Origin of the sequence: Janthinobacterium salmonicoloratum (assembly GCF_051380845.1) — a bacterium.
GTDB classification, from domain to species: Bacteria; Pseudomonadota; Gammaproteobacteria; order Burkholderiales; family Burkholderiaceae_D; genus Janthinobacterium; species Janthinobacterium lividum_F.
The window spans coordinates 85,810-103,164 of sequence record NZ_JBNYXV010000005.1 but is presented as its reverse complement, the minus strand read 5'-3'; the positions used below and the strand labels follow the sequence as shown (position 1 = coordinate 103,164).

The 17,355-nt window shown below is 62.4% G+C and carries 15 protein-coding genes; 10 read left to right on the top strand and 5 right to left on the bottom strand.

The genetic code is table 11. From position 1 onward, the window contains the following. Nucleotides 1–4: 4 nt before the first annotated feature. Nucleotides 5–1,114 carry an ABC transporter ATP-binding protein gene (locus ACQ4WY_RS21890; RefSeq protein WP_436505889.1) on the top strand — a complete coding sequence of 370 codons (1,110 nt, stop codon included), beginning with the start codon at nt 5–7 and terminating at the stop codon, nt 1,112–1,114. 68 nt (nt 1,115–1,182) lie between these two features. Here the strand turns inward: ACQ4WY_RS21890 and ACQ4WY_RS21885 are convergent, their stop codons facing one another. After that, a complete protein-coding gene (locus ACQ4WY_RS21885) occupies nt 1,183–2,211 on the bottom strand; it encodes a ParB/Srx family N-terminal domain-containing protein (RefSeq protein ID WP_436505888.1) in 1,029 nt (342 codons plus the stop codon). Between the two features lie 25 nt (nt 2,212–2,236). After that, on the bottom strand, nt 2,237–3,454 hold the full coding sequence (locus ACQ4WY_RS21880; RefSeq protein ID WP_436505887.1) for a hypothetical protein: 1,218 nt from the start codon (nt 3,452–3,454) through the stop codon (nt 2,237–2,239). A gap of 201 nt (nt 3,455–3,655) precedes the next feature. Between ACQ4WY_RS21880 and ACQ4WY_RS21875 the strand changes: the two genes are divergently transcribed. Next, nucleotides 3,656–4,006: a helix-turn-helix domain-containing transcriptional regulator gene (locus tag ACQ4WY_RS21875; RefSeq protein WP_436505886.1), complete on the top strand. Its 351-nt coding sequence runs from the start codon at nt 3,656–3,658 to the stop codon at nt 4,004–4,006. Nucleotides 4,007–4,021: 15 nt separating this feature from the next. Here ACQ4WY_RS21875 and ACQ4WY_RS21870 read toward each other — a convergent pair whose 3' ends face one another. Genes ACQ4WY_RS21870 through ACQ4WY_RS21860 form a run of 3 tightly spaced genes read right to left on the bottom strand, consistent with a single transcriptional unit; the run spans nt 4,022 to nt 6,918 of the window. Continuing rightward, on the bottom strand, nt 4,022–5,044 hold the full coding sequence (locus ACQ4WY_RS21870) for a Gfo/Idh/MocA family oxidoreductase (protein ID WP_436505885.1): 1,023 nt from the start codon (nt 5,042–5,044) through the stop codon (nt 4,022–4,024). Nucleotides 5,045–5,072: 28 nt separating this feature from the next. Next, entirely contained in the window at nt 5,073–6,059 is a 987-nt protein-coding gene (gene iolG / locus ACQ4WY_RS21865; RefSeq protein ID WP_436506095.1) for an inositol 2-dehydrogenase, read from the bottom strand. Next, on the bottom strand, nt 6,052–6,918 hold the full coding sequence (locus tag ACQ4WY_RS21860; RefSeq protein ID WP_353657677.1) for a MurR/RpiR family transcriptional regulator: 867 nt from the start codon (nt 6,916–6,918) through the stop codon (nt 6,052–6,054). The genes iolG and ACQ4WY_RS21860 overlap by 8 nt, the downstream gene beginning before the upstream one ends. Before the next feature lie 289 nt (nt 6,919–7,207). Here ACQ4WY_RS21860 and ACQ4WY_RS21855 point away from each other — a divergent pair, with 289 nt between their 5' ends. From ACQ4WY_RS21855 to ACQ4WY_RS21820, 8 genes are all read left to right on the top strand, one after another. After that, nucleotides 7,208–8,212 (top strand): sugar ABC transporter substrate-binding protein, encoded by a 1,005-nt coding sequence (locus tag ACQ4WY_RS21855; protein WP_092802645.1) that lies wholly within the window; start codon nt 7,208–7,210, stop codon nt 8,210–8,212. Nucleotides 8,213–8,383: 171 nt separating this feature from the next. Next, entirely contained in the window at nt 8,384–9,505 is a 1,122-nt protein-coding gene (locus tag ACQ4WY_RS21850; RefSeq protein WP_436506094.1) for an ABC transporter permease, read from the top strand. A gap of 3 nt (nt 9,506–9,508) precedes the next feature. Beyond that, on the top strand, nt 9,509–10,294 hold the full coding sequence (locus ACQ4WY_RS21845) for an ATP-binding cassette domain-containing protein (protein WP_436505884.1): 786 nt from the start codon (nt 9,509–9,511) through the stop codon (nt 10,292–10,294). An 8-nt stretch (nt 10,295–10,302) separates the two neighbouring features. Further along, nucleotides 10,303–12,249, top strand: a complete 1,947-nt coding sequence (locus tag ACQ4WY_RS21840; RefSeq protein WP_436505883.1) for a bifunctional 5-dehydro-2-deoxygluconokinase/5-dehydro-2-deoxyphosphogluconate aldolase — start codon at nt 10,303–10,305, stop codon at nt 12,247–12,249. Beyond that, nucleotides 12,246–14,075, top strand: a complete 1,830-nt coding sequence (gene iolD, locus ACQ4WY_RS21835; RefSeq protein ID WP_436505882.1) for a 3D-(3,5/4)-trihydroxycyclohexane-1,2-dione acylhydrolase (decyclizing) — start codon at nt 12,246–12,248, stop codon at nt 14,073–14,075. The genes ACQ4WY_RS21840 and iolD overlap by 4 nt, the downstream gene beginning before the upstream one ends. Further along, on the top strand, nt 14,072–14,992 hold the full coding sequence (gene iolE, locus ACQ4WY_RS21830) for a myo-inosose-2 dehydratase (RefSeq protein ID WP_436505881.1): 921 nt from the start codon (nt 14,072–14,074) through the stop codon (nt 14,990–14,992). The genes iolD and iolE overlap by 4 nt, the downstream gene beginning before the upstream one ends. Further along, nucleotides 14,989–15,786 (top strand): 5-deoxy-glucuronate isomerase, encoded by a 798-nt coding sequence (gene iolB, locus ACQ4WY_RS21825; RefSeq protein ID WP_436505880.1) that lies wholly within the window; start codon nt 14,989–14,991, stop codon nt 15,784–15,786. Before iolE ends, iolB begins: the two co-directional genes overlap by 4 nt. 9 nt (nt 15,787–15,795) lie before the next feature. Continuing rightward, complete coding sequence (locus ACQ4WY_RS21820) at nt 15,796–17,295, top strand: CoA-acylating methylmalonate-semialdehyde dehydrogenase (RefSeq protein ID WP_436505879.1); 1,500 nt, start codon at nt 15,796–15,798, stop codon at nt 17,293–17,295. Nucleotides 17,296–17,355: the final 60 nt, after the last annotated feature.

The window sequence follows — 17,355 nt, the reverse complement described above, 5'->3', positions numbered from 1 at the left end:
GAATATGTCCAGTTTATCGATACGCAGCATCCGCAAGGTATACACGAATGGCGTCGAAGTCCTCAAGGGCATCGACATCGAGATCAAGGATGGCCAGTTCCTGATTCTCGTCGGCGGCTCCGGCTCCGGCAAATCGACCTTGCTCAATATGGTGGCCGGCCTGGAAAGCGTCACCTCGGGCGAAATCCTCATCGACGGCAAGGTGGTCAACGACCTGCCGCCGAAGGACCGCGACATCGCCATGGTGTTCCAGTCCTACGCGCTGTACCCGTCGATGACGGTACGCGAGAATATCGCGTTTGGCCTGAACGTGAAAAAGGTACCGAAGGCGGAGCAGGAAGAAATCGTTGCCCGCGTGGCAGAAACCCTGCAGATCACGCATTTGCTGGACCGCCGTCCGGCGCAGCTGTCGGGCGGCCAGCGCCAGAGGGTCGCCATGGGCCGCGCCATCTCGCGCAAGCCGTCGCTGTTCCTGTTCGACGAACCGCTGTCGAACCTGGACGCCAAGCTGCGCGTGGAAATGCGCGCCGAAATCAAGCTGCTGCACCAGCGCCTGAAAGCCACCATCGTCTACGTCACGCATGATCAGATCGAGGCGATGACCATGGGCGACCTGATCGCCGTCATGAAAGATGGGGTGGTGCAGCAACTGGGCACGCCGCAGGAAATCTATGACAATCCGGCGAATCTGTTTGTCGCCGGCTTCATCGGCTCGCCATCGATGAACTTCGTCACCGTCAAGCCTGTCATCGAAGGCAACGAGGTGTTTGTCGCCATCGAGAACGCGGGCAAGAGCTTGCGTTTGGCCTTGCCGTTCGCCGCCGACAAGCTGCGCAGCTATGCGGGCCGCGACGTGGTCCTGGGTGTGCGCCCGGAGCAGATCACGGACATGAGCAGTGCGCACGGCGACGTGGGCCAGGAACTGGGCTGTCTGATCGACCTGGTCGAGCCGACCGGCCCGGACACCCTGCTGACGACGCGCCTGAACGGCGCCGCCGTCACCTGCCGCACGCATCCGCGCGAAGCGGTGCTGCCGGGGCAGACCATGCAACTGTCGTTCAACCTGTCGAAAGCGGCCATGTTTGATCCGCAGAATGGCGAACGCATCGCGTAAGCGGCACTTGCCATAGAAAACAGCCCGCTTGTCGAATGACAGGCGGGCCGTTGTTGTTTGCGCCGTGATTATTTTGCCAGTGCTTTCTTGTACGCGATGGCGTAACTGAGCTTGCCCGTCGGCGTGACCAGGTCGTCCAGCGCCCCCTGGCGGAAGACGCCGGTCCAGCCCAGCGCTTGCGCCGTCCTGCCGCCGCTGACAATGTCCGTGGCTTTCAGGCTCGCCATCGCGGCCGATGCGGTCTTGATGGTGGCCAGGTAGCTGGCGACATCGCCCCTGTCGGTCCTTGTCAGGTCGATGCCGGCCTGCTGGCGCAGCCAGCCGGCCCAGTAGAATTCAAGGAATTCCGTGGCCTGGTCGGGCGGCTCGTAGCCAATCTCGCGCGTAAAGTAGACGAGCGAGCGGTACGGGTCGTCACCCAGCGATTTCAGGCCGATGGCGGACGGCAGTTGCTGCGGCGTGATGGCCTGGTTCCGGCCATTTTTCAGCCATACCTTGTTTTCTTCGCGCATGCGGGCCCAGAAGGCCGCTACGCTCAAGGCGCTGAAATTGTCGCTGACCTTGACCCAGACCTTCAATTGGTGATTGCGCCCGCCATCGGCATCCCAAAAGGTGGAAAACGTATGGTGGCCATCGGTCAGGTACACGCTGCCGCGCGGGCCGATGACGACGCTTTTCATGTCGTCCGGACGGCTGCCCACGGCCGCCTTGCAGCGGTAGCTGGCCGGTGGCGCGGCCAGGGTGGCGCTGGCCACATTGGCCGTGCCGGGCAAGACGTCGACCTGGCCATTGGCCTCGCACAGATCGGCGAATTTCTTCGGCTTGGCGATGTCGGCGAGGCGTTTTTCTTCGGCCGCATAGCGTCCCAGCTTGTAATACACCTGGTCGTAGCCGATGTCTGGCTGGGTCGGATGCAGTTCATCGAGGCGCACCTGCAGGATGCGCGGATGGGCGGCACTGCCGACAACTGTCGCCATCAGCACCTGCTGGCGCGCGCTGAGCGCCGGTGCCGCTGTGACGGCGGCATCTTTGGCCCACACCGCATGGCTGAAGGACAGGACCAGCAGCAGGGCGCTGGCAGTGTGCGTGGTGTGCATGCGACTCTCCTTTATCGTTTGCGCCTCATTCCAGCAGCGCGCTTGGCACGCGCGGCGAGGACATCAGGTCGCGGAACGCTGCCCAGTGCTCGGCCCGCGTGGCACCCTGGCGCTCGACATAGACTTTCGCCATGTCCTGGCCCAGGTTGTAGTTGATGACATAGGCGCCCATGGCATCGTAGAACTGCAGGCGCTGCGCCGATTTCTCGGCCGGATACAGGCGCACGTTGACCAGCCATTCCAGCGCTTCTTCGCTGCTCAGGCCGCCTTCGAGGTACTGGCGCGCGATGTCGTTGTCGGCATAGGCGAGTTTGGCCAGCAGCGCGTTCAGTTGCGCATAGCGGGGCGCCAGCGCAGGGTCCAGGCCGGCCAGCGGGTAGAGCACCTGCTGTTCGAAAGCCAGCCGTTCTTCATCCGTGAAACTCAGTTCGATGCCGTAATTGGCCGTGCCTTCGGCGATCAGCGATTGCGGCGAATACAGCGGATAGATGCAGTACTCCATCCAGCCCTTGCCGCGCACCAGGTCGCGCTCTAGCAGCACGTTGTACACGTGGTGGCCCGGATAGGCTTCATGGCAGCCGAGGTCGACGGCGCGGTCTATATACACGGGCAAGTCCGTATTGATCTGGATCACGCTCTGGTAGTTGCCCTTGTACCAGTTGTAGCCGCTCCACGGCTTGTCGGTGACGAATTCCAGTACAAAATCTTCGCCTTCGGGCAGGGCGATGTACTGCAAGGTGCGTTCGCGGCCCGCGCGGATGGCTGCGTCCATGACGGCATGTAGCTTGTCGGCGGGAATGACAAGTTGCGCGCGCAAGGCGTTCACGCGCTCGCTGACGGTGCCTTCGCCTGGCAGCAGGGCGTCGATCTGCGTCACCAGTTCTTCATAGTATGCGCGGCTGTGGTGGGGCGAAACGGCATCGTACAGGCGCTCGCTTTCAGTATCGAAATCGAGACGTGTGCCTTGCAGCATCTCCGCGCGCGCCAGCAGGGCTTGCAGCTGCTTGCGCAGGTTCAGGGCGCGCAGGCAGGCGGCGTCGGCCAGCAGGGCCAGCGCCTCGTTTGCGCCATCCTTGATATCGCTCAAACCCTGTTGCTGTTCCAGCGCTTCTTGCTGCCATGCGGGCGGGCCGTAATACGCGTCGACATACGAGGCATCGTACTGGCCCATGGCCAGGACCAACTTGACGTACCGTTCGGCCACGCCGGCGAGGGAAGGGGAGTTGCTGTCGTTGTTCGTCATGGCGGCCTGGTTTTAGCTTGGACAGGCGCTTATTGTATAGCGTAATAGGCGGATGTGAGGCACGGGGTGAGGCACGGATGGGCGGCATCATTTCCCTATAATAATTAGAAAAACGTATCTTGATGTACATCAGTGACTTCTGCATTCGCAGCCTGCGCGTGCGGGTTTGGTAGCAAGATGGCGACTGGAAGGAGAGAGGCTATGAAAGAGGACATGAAAGAGGGCATGCAAAAACCAGCAAGAGACCGCTCGCATGACGAGGCGATGGCCGAACTGTACCGCGACGATCCCGCTTTCGCCCTTGAATTGATCAACAATATCCTCGTCGATGGTGACCATGGAGAACTCTTGAGCGTGCTGCGCCAGCTGACGCGCGCCTTTGGCGGCGTGCCTGCCGTGGCGCAGGCGGCCAAGCTCAATCCCACCCAGCTGTACCGCACCCTGTCGCCCGATGGCAATCCTTCCTTGAGCACCTTGACGGCCATCCTCGATGCCATGGGCTTGCGGCTGGCCGTGGAACCCAGGCAGCCGTTTCCTGCGCCGGCTGCCTGAGCTGTTTGCAAACGCCTAGAATTCCACGGGCCGCGCCTCGCGCATCGCTTGCGTCATGGCCAGGCCGATGCGCGTCGCTTCCGTCGCGTCGTGCAAGGTCAAGGACAAGGTGCGCCGGCCCAGTGCCGCATCCGTAAATTCCTGCGCCTCGATCAGAAAGGCGTCGGCGAAGCGGGCATAGAAGTCCGGCGTGCATTCATTGCGCACGCCATGCGCATCCGAAATTTCCACCCTGTTCAGGCGCGGATTGCTACCCACGGCCAGGCGGCCGCCCGTGCCGAACACTTCCGTCAGGGTTTCATGGCCATGCGCCATGGTGCGCGACGCCATGAAGCTGGCCATGCTGCCATCGAGGAATTCCACCGTGGCCAGGCCATTGTCGACGTCGCCGAATGCCTGCAAGCCCGTGTGGATGGCATTGGTGCCGCTCGCATACACGCGCCTGGGGACGGGGTTGCCCAGCAGCCAGCGCGCCAGGTCGATATCGTGCACGCTGCAATCGAGGAAGATGCCGCCGCTGGTGGGGGCGAAGCGCATGAAGGCGCCGCTGGGGTCGTTCTGGTCGCAGGTTTGCGAACGCACCAGATACGGTTTGCCGATACAACCTTGGGCGATCTTTTGCTGCGCGTCATGGTAGCTGGCGTCGAAACGGCGCACGAAGCCGATCATGATGGTCAGCTGCGGGTGGCGCGCCGCTTCCGCTTCCACCTTCAGGCAGTCGGCCAGGTCCAGCGACAGCGGCTTTTCGCAAAACACGTGCTTGCCGGCGCGCAGCGCGGCGATGATCTGGTCCGCATGTAGCGAGGTGGGCGTGACGAGGAAAACGGCGTCCAGGCCCGGATGGGCCAGCAGGGCGTCGTAATCGGCATAGCCGGTGGTGATGCCCAGCTGGCTGGCGGCCCAGTCCAGTTCGGCTGGCACGGGGCTGCAGGCGGCCACGACTTCGGCATTCGGCACGCGCTGCGCCAGGTTGATGGCATGGCGCTGGCCCAGCCGGCCCAGGCCGACGATGCCGACTTTTAATGTTTGGGATGACATGGTGTCTCCAGGTGTTTTTGTTATTGGTTTATAAAGTGACCACGCGTTGTTCGCGCCACGACAGCGTGGCCGCTTCCGCCAGTTCCAGTGCCTTCAAGCCATCGTGGACGGTGGTGCGCAGCGGCGTGCCATGGGTGAGGGCGTCAAAGAAATGCGCCATTTCCTGTGCGTAGGCGACGCGATAACGTTCCAGGAAAAAATCTTCCGGCTTGTCCACGCTGACGTTCACAGCACCATAGGCCGTCACTTCCGTCGGCTTGTGGTTGCCCGCCTGCAGCATGCCGGCGCTGCCCAGCACTTCGAAGCGCTGGTCGTAGCCGTAGGCGGCGCGGCGCGAGGCATTGATCTGGCACAAGCGTCCCTTCGCCGTGCGGATGGTGACGACGGCCGTGTCCAGATCGCCCGCCTCGCCGATGGCCGGGTCGACCAGGCAGCTGCCCGTGGCGTGCACGCTGACGGCTTCATCATCGAGTATCCAGCGGAAGATGTCGAAATCGTGGATCAGCATATCCTTGAAGATACCGCCCGACACCTTGATGTAGCTGACCGGTGGCGGGCCCGGGTCACGGCTGGTGACAATGAGCAACTCCGGCGTGCCGATCTCGCCCGCTTCGATGCGTGTCCTGACGGCGTTGAAGGTGGGATCGTAGCGGCGCTGGAAACCCAGCATGCACAGGACCTTGGCTTCCTTGACGGCGGCGGCGCAGGCGCGCGCACGGTCGAGGGTCAGGTCGACGGGCTTTTCACAAAAGATGGCCTTGCCGGCGGCGGCCGAGCGCAGGATCAAGTCCGCGTGCGTGTCCGTGCTGGAAGCGATGACGACGGCCTTGATGGCCGGGTCGGCCAGCGCCGCTTCCACGGAGGCGCTGCTGCCGCCATGCAGGCCGACCAGCGCGGCGGCCGCTTCCTGGTTGACATCGACGACGTACTTGAACTGCACGCCGGGTTGGGCAGCCAGGTTGGCCGCGTGGATTTTGCCGATGCGTCCGGCGCCGAACAACGCTACTTCAATCATCATGTTCTCCTGGGGTGTGGATTTCTTCGATGTCGAGCTCTAATTTGTATGCCAGCGCGATGAACAGCGCCTGGCACAGGCAGATGGTGCTGGTCAGCGAGCGGAAGGCGAAGGCGCTGCCCTCGGTGACGGTGAGCAGCGCGTCGGCGGCTCGCGCGAGCGGCGCCAGCTTGCTGTCGGTAATCACCAGAACCTTGGCGCCCTTGTCTTGCGCCGCCTTGATGCACTGCTGGGTTTCCTTGCCGTAAGGCGAGAAACTGATGGCGATCGCCACATCGCGTTCGCGCACGCTGCGCATCTGTTCGCGGTGCATGCCGCCCAGTCCGCTAATCAGGTGCACGCGTTTGTCCGTGTGTTCCAGCGCGTAGGCGATGTAGGAGGCGATCGGAAAGGACCGGCGCACGCCGATCACATAGATATTGTCTGCTTTCAACAGCAGGTTGACGGCCGCTTCCAGCTGCGCGTCGTCGAGACCGGCCGCCAGGTCGTCGAGGCCGGCGCGGCTGGCGCCGACGAATTCGCGCGTCAGATCGCCTGCGCTGAGCGCGGCGTCGCGCGTGGAAATAAGCTTGCGGATGCGCTGCTGGTAGTCGGGCGTGGCGCCGGCCTGGTCCGTGTACGCCTGGCGGAACACATCCTGCATTTCGGAAAAGCCCGTATAGCCGAAGCGCTGCGCGAAGCGCACGATGGCGGACGGCTGCACGTCGCAGGCGGCAGCGATGTCGCTGATGCGCTCAAGCATCAGGCTGGCCCGGTGCTTTTCAATGTATTGCGCGATGACTTTCAACTGGCGCGACAGATTGTCGTACTCGGCGGCAATATGTTGCATCAGCTGTTCGATGGGGGCGGTGGCTGCCATGGTTTTTTCCTCTGTGTGCTTGCTGGGCCGCGTCATTGCTGCGGCAGGTTCTGGCGAGAATTATAGGAGTGAATCCAGAAAATAGAAACGAATTTCTATTTAAATTTATTTTGAAAATTTTATTGCATTTGTCTTTTTTGTGGCCTAAGCTGTGCGCAGTGCATCGGGTCTTGCCGGTTTTCCGGTTCCCCGCTGACACGCGACAAAAGCTGGCAACTATAAAAATTAATCCTTCAAGGAGACATTCATGCAAAGCAATAAGCGTAAGGGATTTCTGAAAAGCCTGGCCATGCTGGGCCTCGGCCTGGGACTGGGTCTGGGCATGAGCGCCAGCCACGCGGCGGGCGAGAAATTCGTGCTGATCAGCCATGCGCCTGATTCCGATTCCTGGTGGAATACGATCAAAAATTCCGTCAAGCAAGCAGGTGAAGACTTCAATGTCACCGTCGACTACCGCAATCCGCCGAATGGCGACCTGGCCGACATGGCGCGCCTGGTCGAGCAATCGGCCGCCCGCAATTACGACGGCGTGATCGTCAGCATCGCTGACTTCAGCGTGCTGCAAAAACCGCTGGGCCTTGTCGCTGCCAAGAAGATTCCGTTTGTCACGATCAATTCCGGCACCCTGGCGCAAAGCGAGCAGCTGGGCGCCGTGATGCACGTGGGCCAGCCTGAATATGAAGCAGGCAAGGGCGCCGGCGAAAAAGCCAAGGCGGCCGGCATCAAGTCATTCGTCTGCGTCAACCACTACGCGACGAACCCGTCGTCGTTCGAGCGCTGCCGCGGCTTTGCCGAAGCCATCGGCGTCGATTTCAAGGCTGCCACCCTGGACGCGGGCGAAGATCCGACCACCATCGAAAGCAAGCTGAGCGCCTACCTGCGCAACAACCCGAAAACCCAGGCCGTGCTGGCGCTGGGCCCCACCTCGGCCCACGCTTCGTTGAAGGCCCTGGAGAAAATGGGTTTGAAGGGCAAGATGTGGTTCGCCACGTTCGACCTGTCCGATGAGATATCGAAAGGCATCAAGGATGGCAGCATCCAGTTCGCCATCGATCAGCAACCCTACCTGCAAGGCTATATCCCCGTTGCCGTGCTGGCCATCATGAAGCAGGACAAGACCACGGACCTGGCCAAGGTCCGCGAAAAGCTGATCAATAACGCCAAGTTCAAGGCGCGCCTGGCCGAGTATGGCCTGGCGCCATCGTATGGCCCGCGCCATATCGGTTCCGGTCCTGGCTATGTCACCAAGGACAATATCGGCAAGGTAGAGAAATACGCCGGCCAGTTCCGTTAAGCACCCGCTTTTCAATTCAATCAAGACCTTAGTCGTTGTCCCCGCGCGCAGGCCATGCTTGCCGGCGCGCGGGTCCTGCCGCCCTGGAATTGTTGTCGAGGCTGGCAGGTTGCTATAAAACAAGGGAGACATAGCATGAGTACCGTGAAACTAAGCGTGGAACAGGGTGGCATGGCCGCCTCGGGCACGCCGCCGCAAAAGCAGGGCGCCGATGAGCGCGTCGGGCAGGTCAGCTGGCTCAAGCGGCTGTTCAGCCGTCCGGAATTCGCCTCGATCTCGGGCGCCATCCTGGTGTTCACCTTCTTTATCCTGACGGCCGGTGACTCTGGCATGTTCAACCTCGATGGCGTGATCAACTGGGCGCAGGTGGCCGCCTACCTGGGCATCATCGCCATCGGCGCGTGCGTATTGATGATCGCCGGTGAATTCGACCTGTCGATCGGCTCCATGATCGGCTTTGCCGGCATGATGATCGCCATCCCTTCCGTCTACTTCCACTGGCCCGTGTGGGCTGCCATCCTGTTCGCCTTTGCCGGTTCGATGGCGCTGGGCTGGCTCAACGGCTACCTGGTCATCAAGACGCGCCTGCCTTCGTTTATCGTCACCCTGGCCTTTTTGTTCATCCTGCGCGGCCTGACTCTGGCCCTGTCCATCATGTTTGCCAACCGCACCATCGTCAGTGGCATCGGCGCGCTGGCCGCCGAAGACTGGCTGGCCGTGACCCTGTTCCATGGCGAAGTGGGCACCTCGCTGTTCGCCTGGATGGCCAAGGCGGGCTGGATCACGGCGCTCGACAATGGCGCGCCGCTGGTCAAGGGCATACCCAAGGTCATCGTCTGGTGGGGCGGCCTGGCGCTGGTGTCCGGCTTCGTCCTGGCCCGCACCCGCATCGGCAACTGGATTTTCGCCGTCGGCGGTGACGCCAACGCGGCCAAGAACGTGGGCGTGCCCGTGAAAACCATCAAGGTATCGTTGTTCGTCTTCACGGCCTTTTGCGCCTGCCTGTTTGCCACGCTGCAAGTATTTGACGTGGGTTCGGCCGCCGCCGACCGCGGCATGCAAAAGGAGTTCGAAGCCATCATCGCGGCCGTCATCGGCGGCGCTTTGCTGACGGGCGGCTACGGTTCCGTCGTCGGCGCCTGCTTCGGCGCGCTGATCTTCGGCGTGGTGCAGATCGGCATTACTTATACGAATATCAATTCGGACTGGTTCCGCGTCTTCCTCGGCGTCATGCTGCTGATCGCGGTGCTGTTCAATAACTTTGTCCGTGCCCGTGTCACGGAAGCGAGATAAGCCATGAGCGAATACATCCTTGCGCTGGAAAACATCAGCAAACGTTTCGGCTCCGTCATCGCCCTGCAAAACGTCACCCTGCGCTTGAAACCGGGCGAAGTGCATTGCCTGCTGGGCGACAACGGCGCCGGCAAGTCGACGCTGATCAAGACCCTGGCCGGCGTGCACCGGCCCACCAGCGGCGACTACCTGGTCGACGGCAAGCCCGTCAGCTTCAATTCGCCGAAAGAGGCGCTCGACCTGGGCGTGGCCACCGTCTACCAGGACCTGGCGCTGGTGCCCTTGCTGTCGGTGGCGCGCAATTTCTTCATGGGCCGCGAGCCGATCAGGAAAATGTTCGGCGTGCTGCCCGTGATGGACATGGAGTACGCCGCCACTACGGCGCGCGACAAGCTGGCCGAAATGGGCATCATGGTGCGCGACCCGCATCAGGCCGTGGGCACCATGTCGGGCGGCGAGCGGCAATGCCTGGCCATTGCCCGCGCCATCCACTTCGGCGCGCGAGTGCTGATCCTCGACGAGCCGACAGCCGCGCTGGGCGTGAAGCAGTCGTTCAATGTGCTGAAACTGATCTACAAGGCGCGCGAACGGGGCTTGTCCGTAATCTTTATTACCCACAATGTGCACCATGCCTATCCCGTGGGCGACTCGTTCACGCTCTTGAACCGCGGCAAGTCGCTGGGTACCTACACCAAGGACACCGTTTCCAAGGACGAAGTACTCGACATGATGGCGGGCGGTGCGGAAATGCAAACGCTGATGGCTGAACTCGACGGTGTCACGATTTAAGGATAACCATGAATAACCCGACACAATTTGCCCAGGGCCGCGCGCTCGACGTCATTTGCCTGGGCCGCCTGGCGGTGGACCTGTACGCGCAGCAGATCGGCAGCACCCTGGAAGACGCGACCAGTTTTGCCAAGTACCTGGGCGGCTCGTCGGCGAATATCGCCTTCGGCACGGCCCGGTTGGGCTTGAAATCGGCCATGTTGTCAAAGGTGGGCGACGACCACATGGGCCGTTTCCTCACCGACACCTTGTCGAAGGAAGGTTGCGACGTCAGCCATGTCGGCATCGACCGCGACCGCCTGACGGCGCTGGTGATGCTGGGCATCAAGGATAAAAACACCTTCCCCCTGGTCTTCTACAGGGAAAATTGCGCCGACATGGCCATCGACCTGGCGTCGGTGGATGCGGCCTTCATTGCCTCGAGCAAGGCACTCTTAATCACCGGCACGCATTTTTCCACGTCCGCCATGCACGCCGTCAGCACGCAGGCGCTCAAGCTGGCGCGTGCCAACAACGTGCGTACCGTGCTCGACATCGATTACCGGCCCGTGCTGTGGGGACTCTCCTGCAAGGCAGATGGCGAAACGCGCTTCGTCTCCAGCGAAGGCGTGACCCGCCACTTGCAGGCGATCCTGCCGCAGTTCGACCTGATCGTCGGCACGGAAGAGGAATTCATGATCGCCGGCGGTGGCGCCGACATCATGGCCAGCTTGCGCGCCGTGCGGGCCGTCACCCTGGCCACCCTGGTCGTCAAGCGGGGCCCGCTGGGCAGCGCCGTCATCGACAATGTGGTGCCGCACAGCCTGGATGACGCGTATAACTACCGTGGCGTGCGCGTGGAAGTGCTGAACGTGCTGGGCGCGGGCGACGCGTTTCTTTCCGGATTCCTGAAAGGCTGGTTGCGCGGCGAGGATTACGAGGCGTGCTGCCGCTATGCGAATGGCTGCGGCGCCCTGGTCGTGTCGCGCCACGGCTGTGCGCCGGCCATGCCGTCGCCCATCGAGCTCGACTACTTCCTCGCCAACGCCGCCAAGCTGACGCAGCCGGACCAGGACGCCACCTTGTCCCGCTTGCACCGCACGACTGTAGCGCGCAAGGAGTGGAATGAGCTGTGCGTGTTCGCCTTCGACCATCGCACGCAATTTTTTGAGCTGGCGCAACAGACGGGCGCGCCCGAGTCTGCCATTGCGGCCCTGAAACAATTGATGGTGCAAGCCGTGGCGCAAACGGAAACGGCCTTGCAGCTGGCCGGCAGGACGGGCGTGCTGATCGATGGCCGTTATGGCGTCGATGCGCTCAACGATGCGACCGGGCGCGGCTGGTGGATCGGCCGTCCCGTGGAATTGCCGGGCTCGAACCCGCTGCAATTCGACTGGGGCCGTTCCATCGGTTCGCACCTGCTCAGCTGGCCGAAGGAACACGTGATCAAGTGCCTGGTGCAGCTGCATCCGGACGACGCCGTGGAAAACCGGCTGGAACAGGAAGCGCAGATCAAGGCCCTGTATGACGCGGCGCAAGTGAGCGGTCACGAACTGTTGCTGGAAGTCATACCGTCGGATGCATTGCCGCAAAATGACGATACCGTCTTGCGCGCCGTCAAGCGCCTTTACAACCTCGGCATTTACCCGGAATGGTGGAAACTGGAAAGCATGTCGGCCAAGCAATGGCAAGCCATCGATGCCCTCGTGCACGAGCGCGATCCGTATTGCCGTGGCGTCGTCCTGCTGGGCTTGAATGCGCCGATTACCGCCCTGGCCGCCAGTTTTGAACAGGCCAGTGCCAGCACCACGTGCCGCGGCTTCATGGTCGGCCGCACCATCTTCCAGGAACCGAGCCGCCGCTGGCTGGCCGGAGAACTTGACGATGCGGCCCTGATCGCCGCCGTGCGCGCCAACTTCGAGCAGCTCATTGTCCTGTGGCAGCGTACGCGTAACCGCCTGGAGCGTGCAGCATGAGCGCCACTGTCCGCTTGACCATGGCGCAGGCGCTGGTACGCTATCTGTCGGTATTGCGTACCGAGGATGACGAACCCCTGTTCGGCGGCGCCTTCGCCATCTTTGGCCACGGCAACGTGGCAGGCCTGGGCGAGGCGCTGTACCAGTACCGCGACAGCTTTCCCACCTACCGCGCCCACAACGAACAGGCGATGGCGCATGCGGCCATTGCCTATGCGAAAGCGCACATGCGCCGGCGCATGATGGCGGTCACCAGTTCCATCGGCCCGGGCGCCACCAACTTGCTGACGGCCGCCGCGCTGGCGCACGTCAACCGCTTGCCGGTCTTGCTCTTGCCGGGCGACGTGTTCGTCTCGCGCGCGCCGGATCCCGTGTTGCAGCAACTGGAAGACGCCAGCGACGGCAGCGTTTCCGTCAACGATGCGTTCAAGCCGCTGTCGCGCTACTTTGACCGCATCGTGTATCCGGAGCAATTGCTCACGGCCTTGCCACGGGCGATTGCCGCCTTGACGGACCCGGCCGCCTGCGGTCCCGTGACCTTGTCCTTGCCGCAAGACGTGCAAACCATGGCGTATGACTATCCGGCCGATTTCTTTGCACCGCGCATCGTGCGCTTCCGCGCCGTGCCGCCCGTCGAGCAGGAACTGGAAGAAGCGGCGCTGTTATTGAAAAACGCGAAACAGCCGCTGATCGTGGCCGGTGGCGGCGTGTTGTACGGCCAGGCCAGCGCCGCCCTGCAGGCGTTTGCCGAGCGCCATGGCATTCCCGTGGCGGAAACCCAGGCCGGCAAGAGCGCCGTGCCATGGGACCATCCTTTGCAGCTGGGCGCCATCGGCGTGACGGGCTCGCCCGCCGCCAACGCGCTGGCGGCGGAAGCGGACGTAGTGCTGGCCATCGGCACGCGCCTGCAGGATTTTACGACCGGCTCGAATTCCCTGTTTGCGCAGGCGCAACTGATCAGCATGAACGTCAACAGTTTTGACGCGCTGAAACGCCGTGGCCTGGGCTTGCAGGCGGACGCGACGCTGGGCTTGCAGGGACTGTCGCGGCTGCTGGGCAGCTGGAACAGCGCGGGCCAGTGGCTGGACCGCGCGCAACAGGCGGGCAATGCCTGGCGCGAGACAGTCAAAAGCATTACGGGGAAACGCGAGGTGGCCGGCTTGCCATACGACGGCGAAGTCATCGGCGCCGTGCAGCGTTCGTCCGGCGACTCGACCAGCAACGATATCGTCGTCTGCGCGGCAGGGACTTTGCCGGCCGAACTGCATAAACTGTGGCGCACTGCTACGGCCGGCGGCTACCACATGGAATACGGCTACTCGTGCATGGGCTATGAAATCGCCGGCGGCCTCGGTGTCAAGATGGCCAAACCCGAACGCGAAGTGATCGTCATGCTGGGCGATGGCAGCTATTTGATGATGAATTCGGAAATCGCCACCTCCGTCATGCTGGACAAAAAACTCATTATTGTCGTGCTCGACAACCGTGGCTATGGCTGCATCAACCGCCTGCAGCAGGCCTGCGGCAATGCCTCGTTCAACAATATGTTGCCCGATAGCGCCCCACGGATCGACTTCGCCCTGCATGCGCAGTCGCTGGGGGCGCTCTCCGAACACGTGGCCAATATCGCCGAGCTGGAGCAATCCATGCTGCGCGCGCGCGCTGCCTCGCGCACCTATCTGATCTGCATCGATACGGACGATACGCGCACGACCGAAGAGGGTGGTTGCTGGTGGGAAGTGGCCGTGCCTGAGGTCTCCACGCAAGCCGACGTGCAAGCTGCCCGCATCCGTTATGAACTTGACCGCCAAGGACAAATAAAATGAACGCACCAACCTGGAATGTGAAGATCGGCATCAACCCGATCTCGTGGATGAACGACGATTTGCCGAGCCTGGGCGGCGAGACGCCTTTAGAAACGGCCCTCAAGGAGGGCGCCGAGATCGGCTATGTGGGTTTTGAACTGGGCAACAAGTTTCCCAAGGACGCCCCAGCCTTGAATGCCGTGCTGGGCAAGTATGGCCTGGCGTGTGTCTCCGGCTGGTATTCGGGCCGCCTGGCGCACCGCTCGGTCGAAGACGAGATCGCCGCCGTCGGTCCGCATTTGAGGCTGCTGGCCGACAGCGGCGCCAGCGTCATGGTGTACGGCGAGGTGGCCGACGCCATCCAGGGCGAAGCCCGCCCCCTGTATAAACGCCCGCGTTTCCAGTCCGCACAGCAATGGCAGGACTACGCCGACAAATTGACGGCGTTTGCCAAGCACCTGCTCGACAACGGCGTGCGTCTGGCTTACCACCACCACATGGGCGCCTACGTGGAAACGCCGGCGGACGTGGATCAATTGATGGCCTTGACGGGGCCGGAAGTGGGCTTGTTGTTCGACACGGGGCACATCACCTTTGCCGGCGGCGACGCGCTAGCCGTCTTGAACAAGCATATCGATCGCATCTGCCACGTGCATTGCAAGGATGTGCGCGCTAACGTGGTGAAACTGGCCCGCAATGGCCACTGGAGTTTCTTGCAGGCCGTCATCAATGGCGCTTTCAGCGTGCCAGGCGACGGCAGCATCGACTTTCCGGCCATCCTGACGCGTTTGTATCTGCACGGTTACGAAGGCTGGCTGGTCGTAGAGGCCGAGCAAGACCCGGCCGTCGCGCCCAGCTACGAATACGCGAAGATGGGCCACGATTACCTGGCTCACCTCGTCGAGGCCATTCCCCGTCTAGGCCGGGAGGCGGCATGAGCCCGCTACTGGTCAAGGCCCGGCCTGGTTCCACCATCGTCGAGGTGACGCCCGAGTCGGCCGGCTGGACGCATGTGGGCTTTGCTGCGCATCGCCTGGCTGCCGGGGAACCGTTGCATCTGGAGACGGGCAAGCGCGAGCTGTGCATTGTCGTACTGACGGGCACGGTCACCGTCCAGGCGGGCGATCAAGCCTGGGAAGCCATCGGTAATCGCCAGAGCGTCTTCGAGGAGCGTTCGCCGTATGCCGTGTATGTTCCACTGGAAACACAGGTCAGCATCACGGCCGTGAGCGCTGCGGAAGTGGCCCTGTGCAGCGCGCCGGCCACGACGCATCGCCCGGCGCGCCTGATCGCACCGTCTTCCATGACGCGCTCCGTGCGCGGCAAGGGCGCCAATACGCGCTACGTGTGCGACATTCTGCCGCAGACGGCCGAGGCCGATGGCTTGCTGGTAGTCGAGGTGGTCACGCCGTCCGGCCATTCGTCCAGTTATCCGCCGCACAAGCACGACAGCGACAATGTGCCGCTGGAAAGTTCGCTCGAGGAAACCTATTACCACCGCCTCAATCCCGAACAGGGCTTTGCCTTCCAACGGGTCTACACGGATGACCGGTCCATTGACGAGGCCATGGCCGTGGAAAACCACGACGTGGTGATGGTGCCCAGGGGCTACCACCCCGTCACCGTGCCGTATGGCTACGACAGCTATTACCTGAACGTGATGGCCGGCCCGCAACGCGTGTGGCATTTTAAAAACGACCCGGCCCATGAATGGCTGATGAATACCAAATAAGGAACTCCAATGACAACGCAACAGATCGGCCACTTTATCGGTGGCAACCCCATGGCTTCGCGCTCCGAGCGCACGAGCGACGTCTTCAATCCCGCCACGGGCGCCGTCACGGCCAAGGTGTCGCTGGCCACGCCGAGCGAGCTGAACGCGGCCGTGGCCGCTGCCCACGCGGCGTTTCCCGCCTGGTCGCAAACATCGCCCCTGCGCCGCGCCCGCGTGATGTTCAAGTTCAAGGAATTGCTGGAAGCACACTCGGATCAATTGGCCGCCCTGATCACGGCAGAGCACGGCAAAGTATTTACGGATGCAAAAGGGGAAGTGACGCGCGGCATCGAAGTGGTGGAGTTTGCCTGCGGTATCCCGCAAATGATGAAGGGAGAATATTCGGAACAGGTAGCTGGCGGCATCGATGCCTGGTCGATCCGCCAGGCGCTCGGTGTCTGCGTCGGCATCACGCCCTTCAACTTCCCTGTCATGGTGCCGATGTGGATGTTCCCGATGGCGATTGCCTGCGGCAATACGTTCGTATTAAAACCGTCGGAACGCGACCCGTCGGCCAGCCTGTTGCTGGCGCAGTTGTTGACGGACGCGGGCTTGCCTGACGGCGTCTTCAATGTGGTGCAGGGAGATAAGGAAGCCGTCGATGCCTTGCTGCATCACCCGGATGTGCGCGCCGTCAGCTTTGTCGGTTCCACGCCGATCGCCGAGTACATCTATGCCACCGGCTGCGCGCAGGGCAAGCGCGTGCAAGCGCTGGGCGGCGCGAAAAACCACATGGTCGTCATGCCGGACGCGGATATTCCCCAGACGGTGGACGCCCTGATGGGTGCCGCCTTCGGTTCGGCCGGCGAGCGCTGCATGGCCATTTCCGTGGTGGTGGCGGTCGGCAATGTCGCGGACCAGCTGGTCGAGGCGCTGGTGCCGCGTATCGCGGCCTTGAAGATTACCCAGGGTATGGATTTGTCGGCCGAGATGGGGCCGGTCGTCACGCAAGTACACAAGGAGAAGATCGCCGGCTACATCGCCAAGGGTGTGGAAGAGGGCGCCAAGCTGGTGGCCGACGGGCGCGGTTTCGTCTTGCCCGGTCACGAGCAAGGATTTTTCCTTGGCGGCAGCCTGTTCGACCACGTCACGCCCGAGATGACGATCTACAAGGAGGAAATCTTCGGCCCCGTCCTGTGCATCGTGCGCGTGCCCGATTTCGCCACGGCGCTGGACCTCGTCAACGCGCATGAGTACGGCAACGGCACGGCCATCTACACGCGCGATGGGAATACCGCGCGCGAATACACGCACCGCGTGCAGGTGGGGATGGTGGGGGTCAACGTACCGATTCCCGTGCCGATGGCTTTCCACAGCTTCGGCGGCTGGAAACGCAGCCTGTTCGGCGACCACCATGCGCATGGCCCGGAATCCGTGCGCTTCTACACCAAGCAGAAGGCCGTGACGCAGCGCTGGCCGGCATCGACGGCTGCCGGCGCGGAGTTTGCCATGCCGACCCTGAAGTAAAATAAACGCACTCAACCGTCTGGTTCGCTTCTTGCTTACTGCAATGGCTAATTGTTTAGC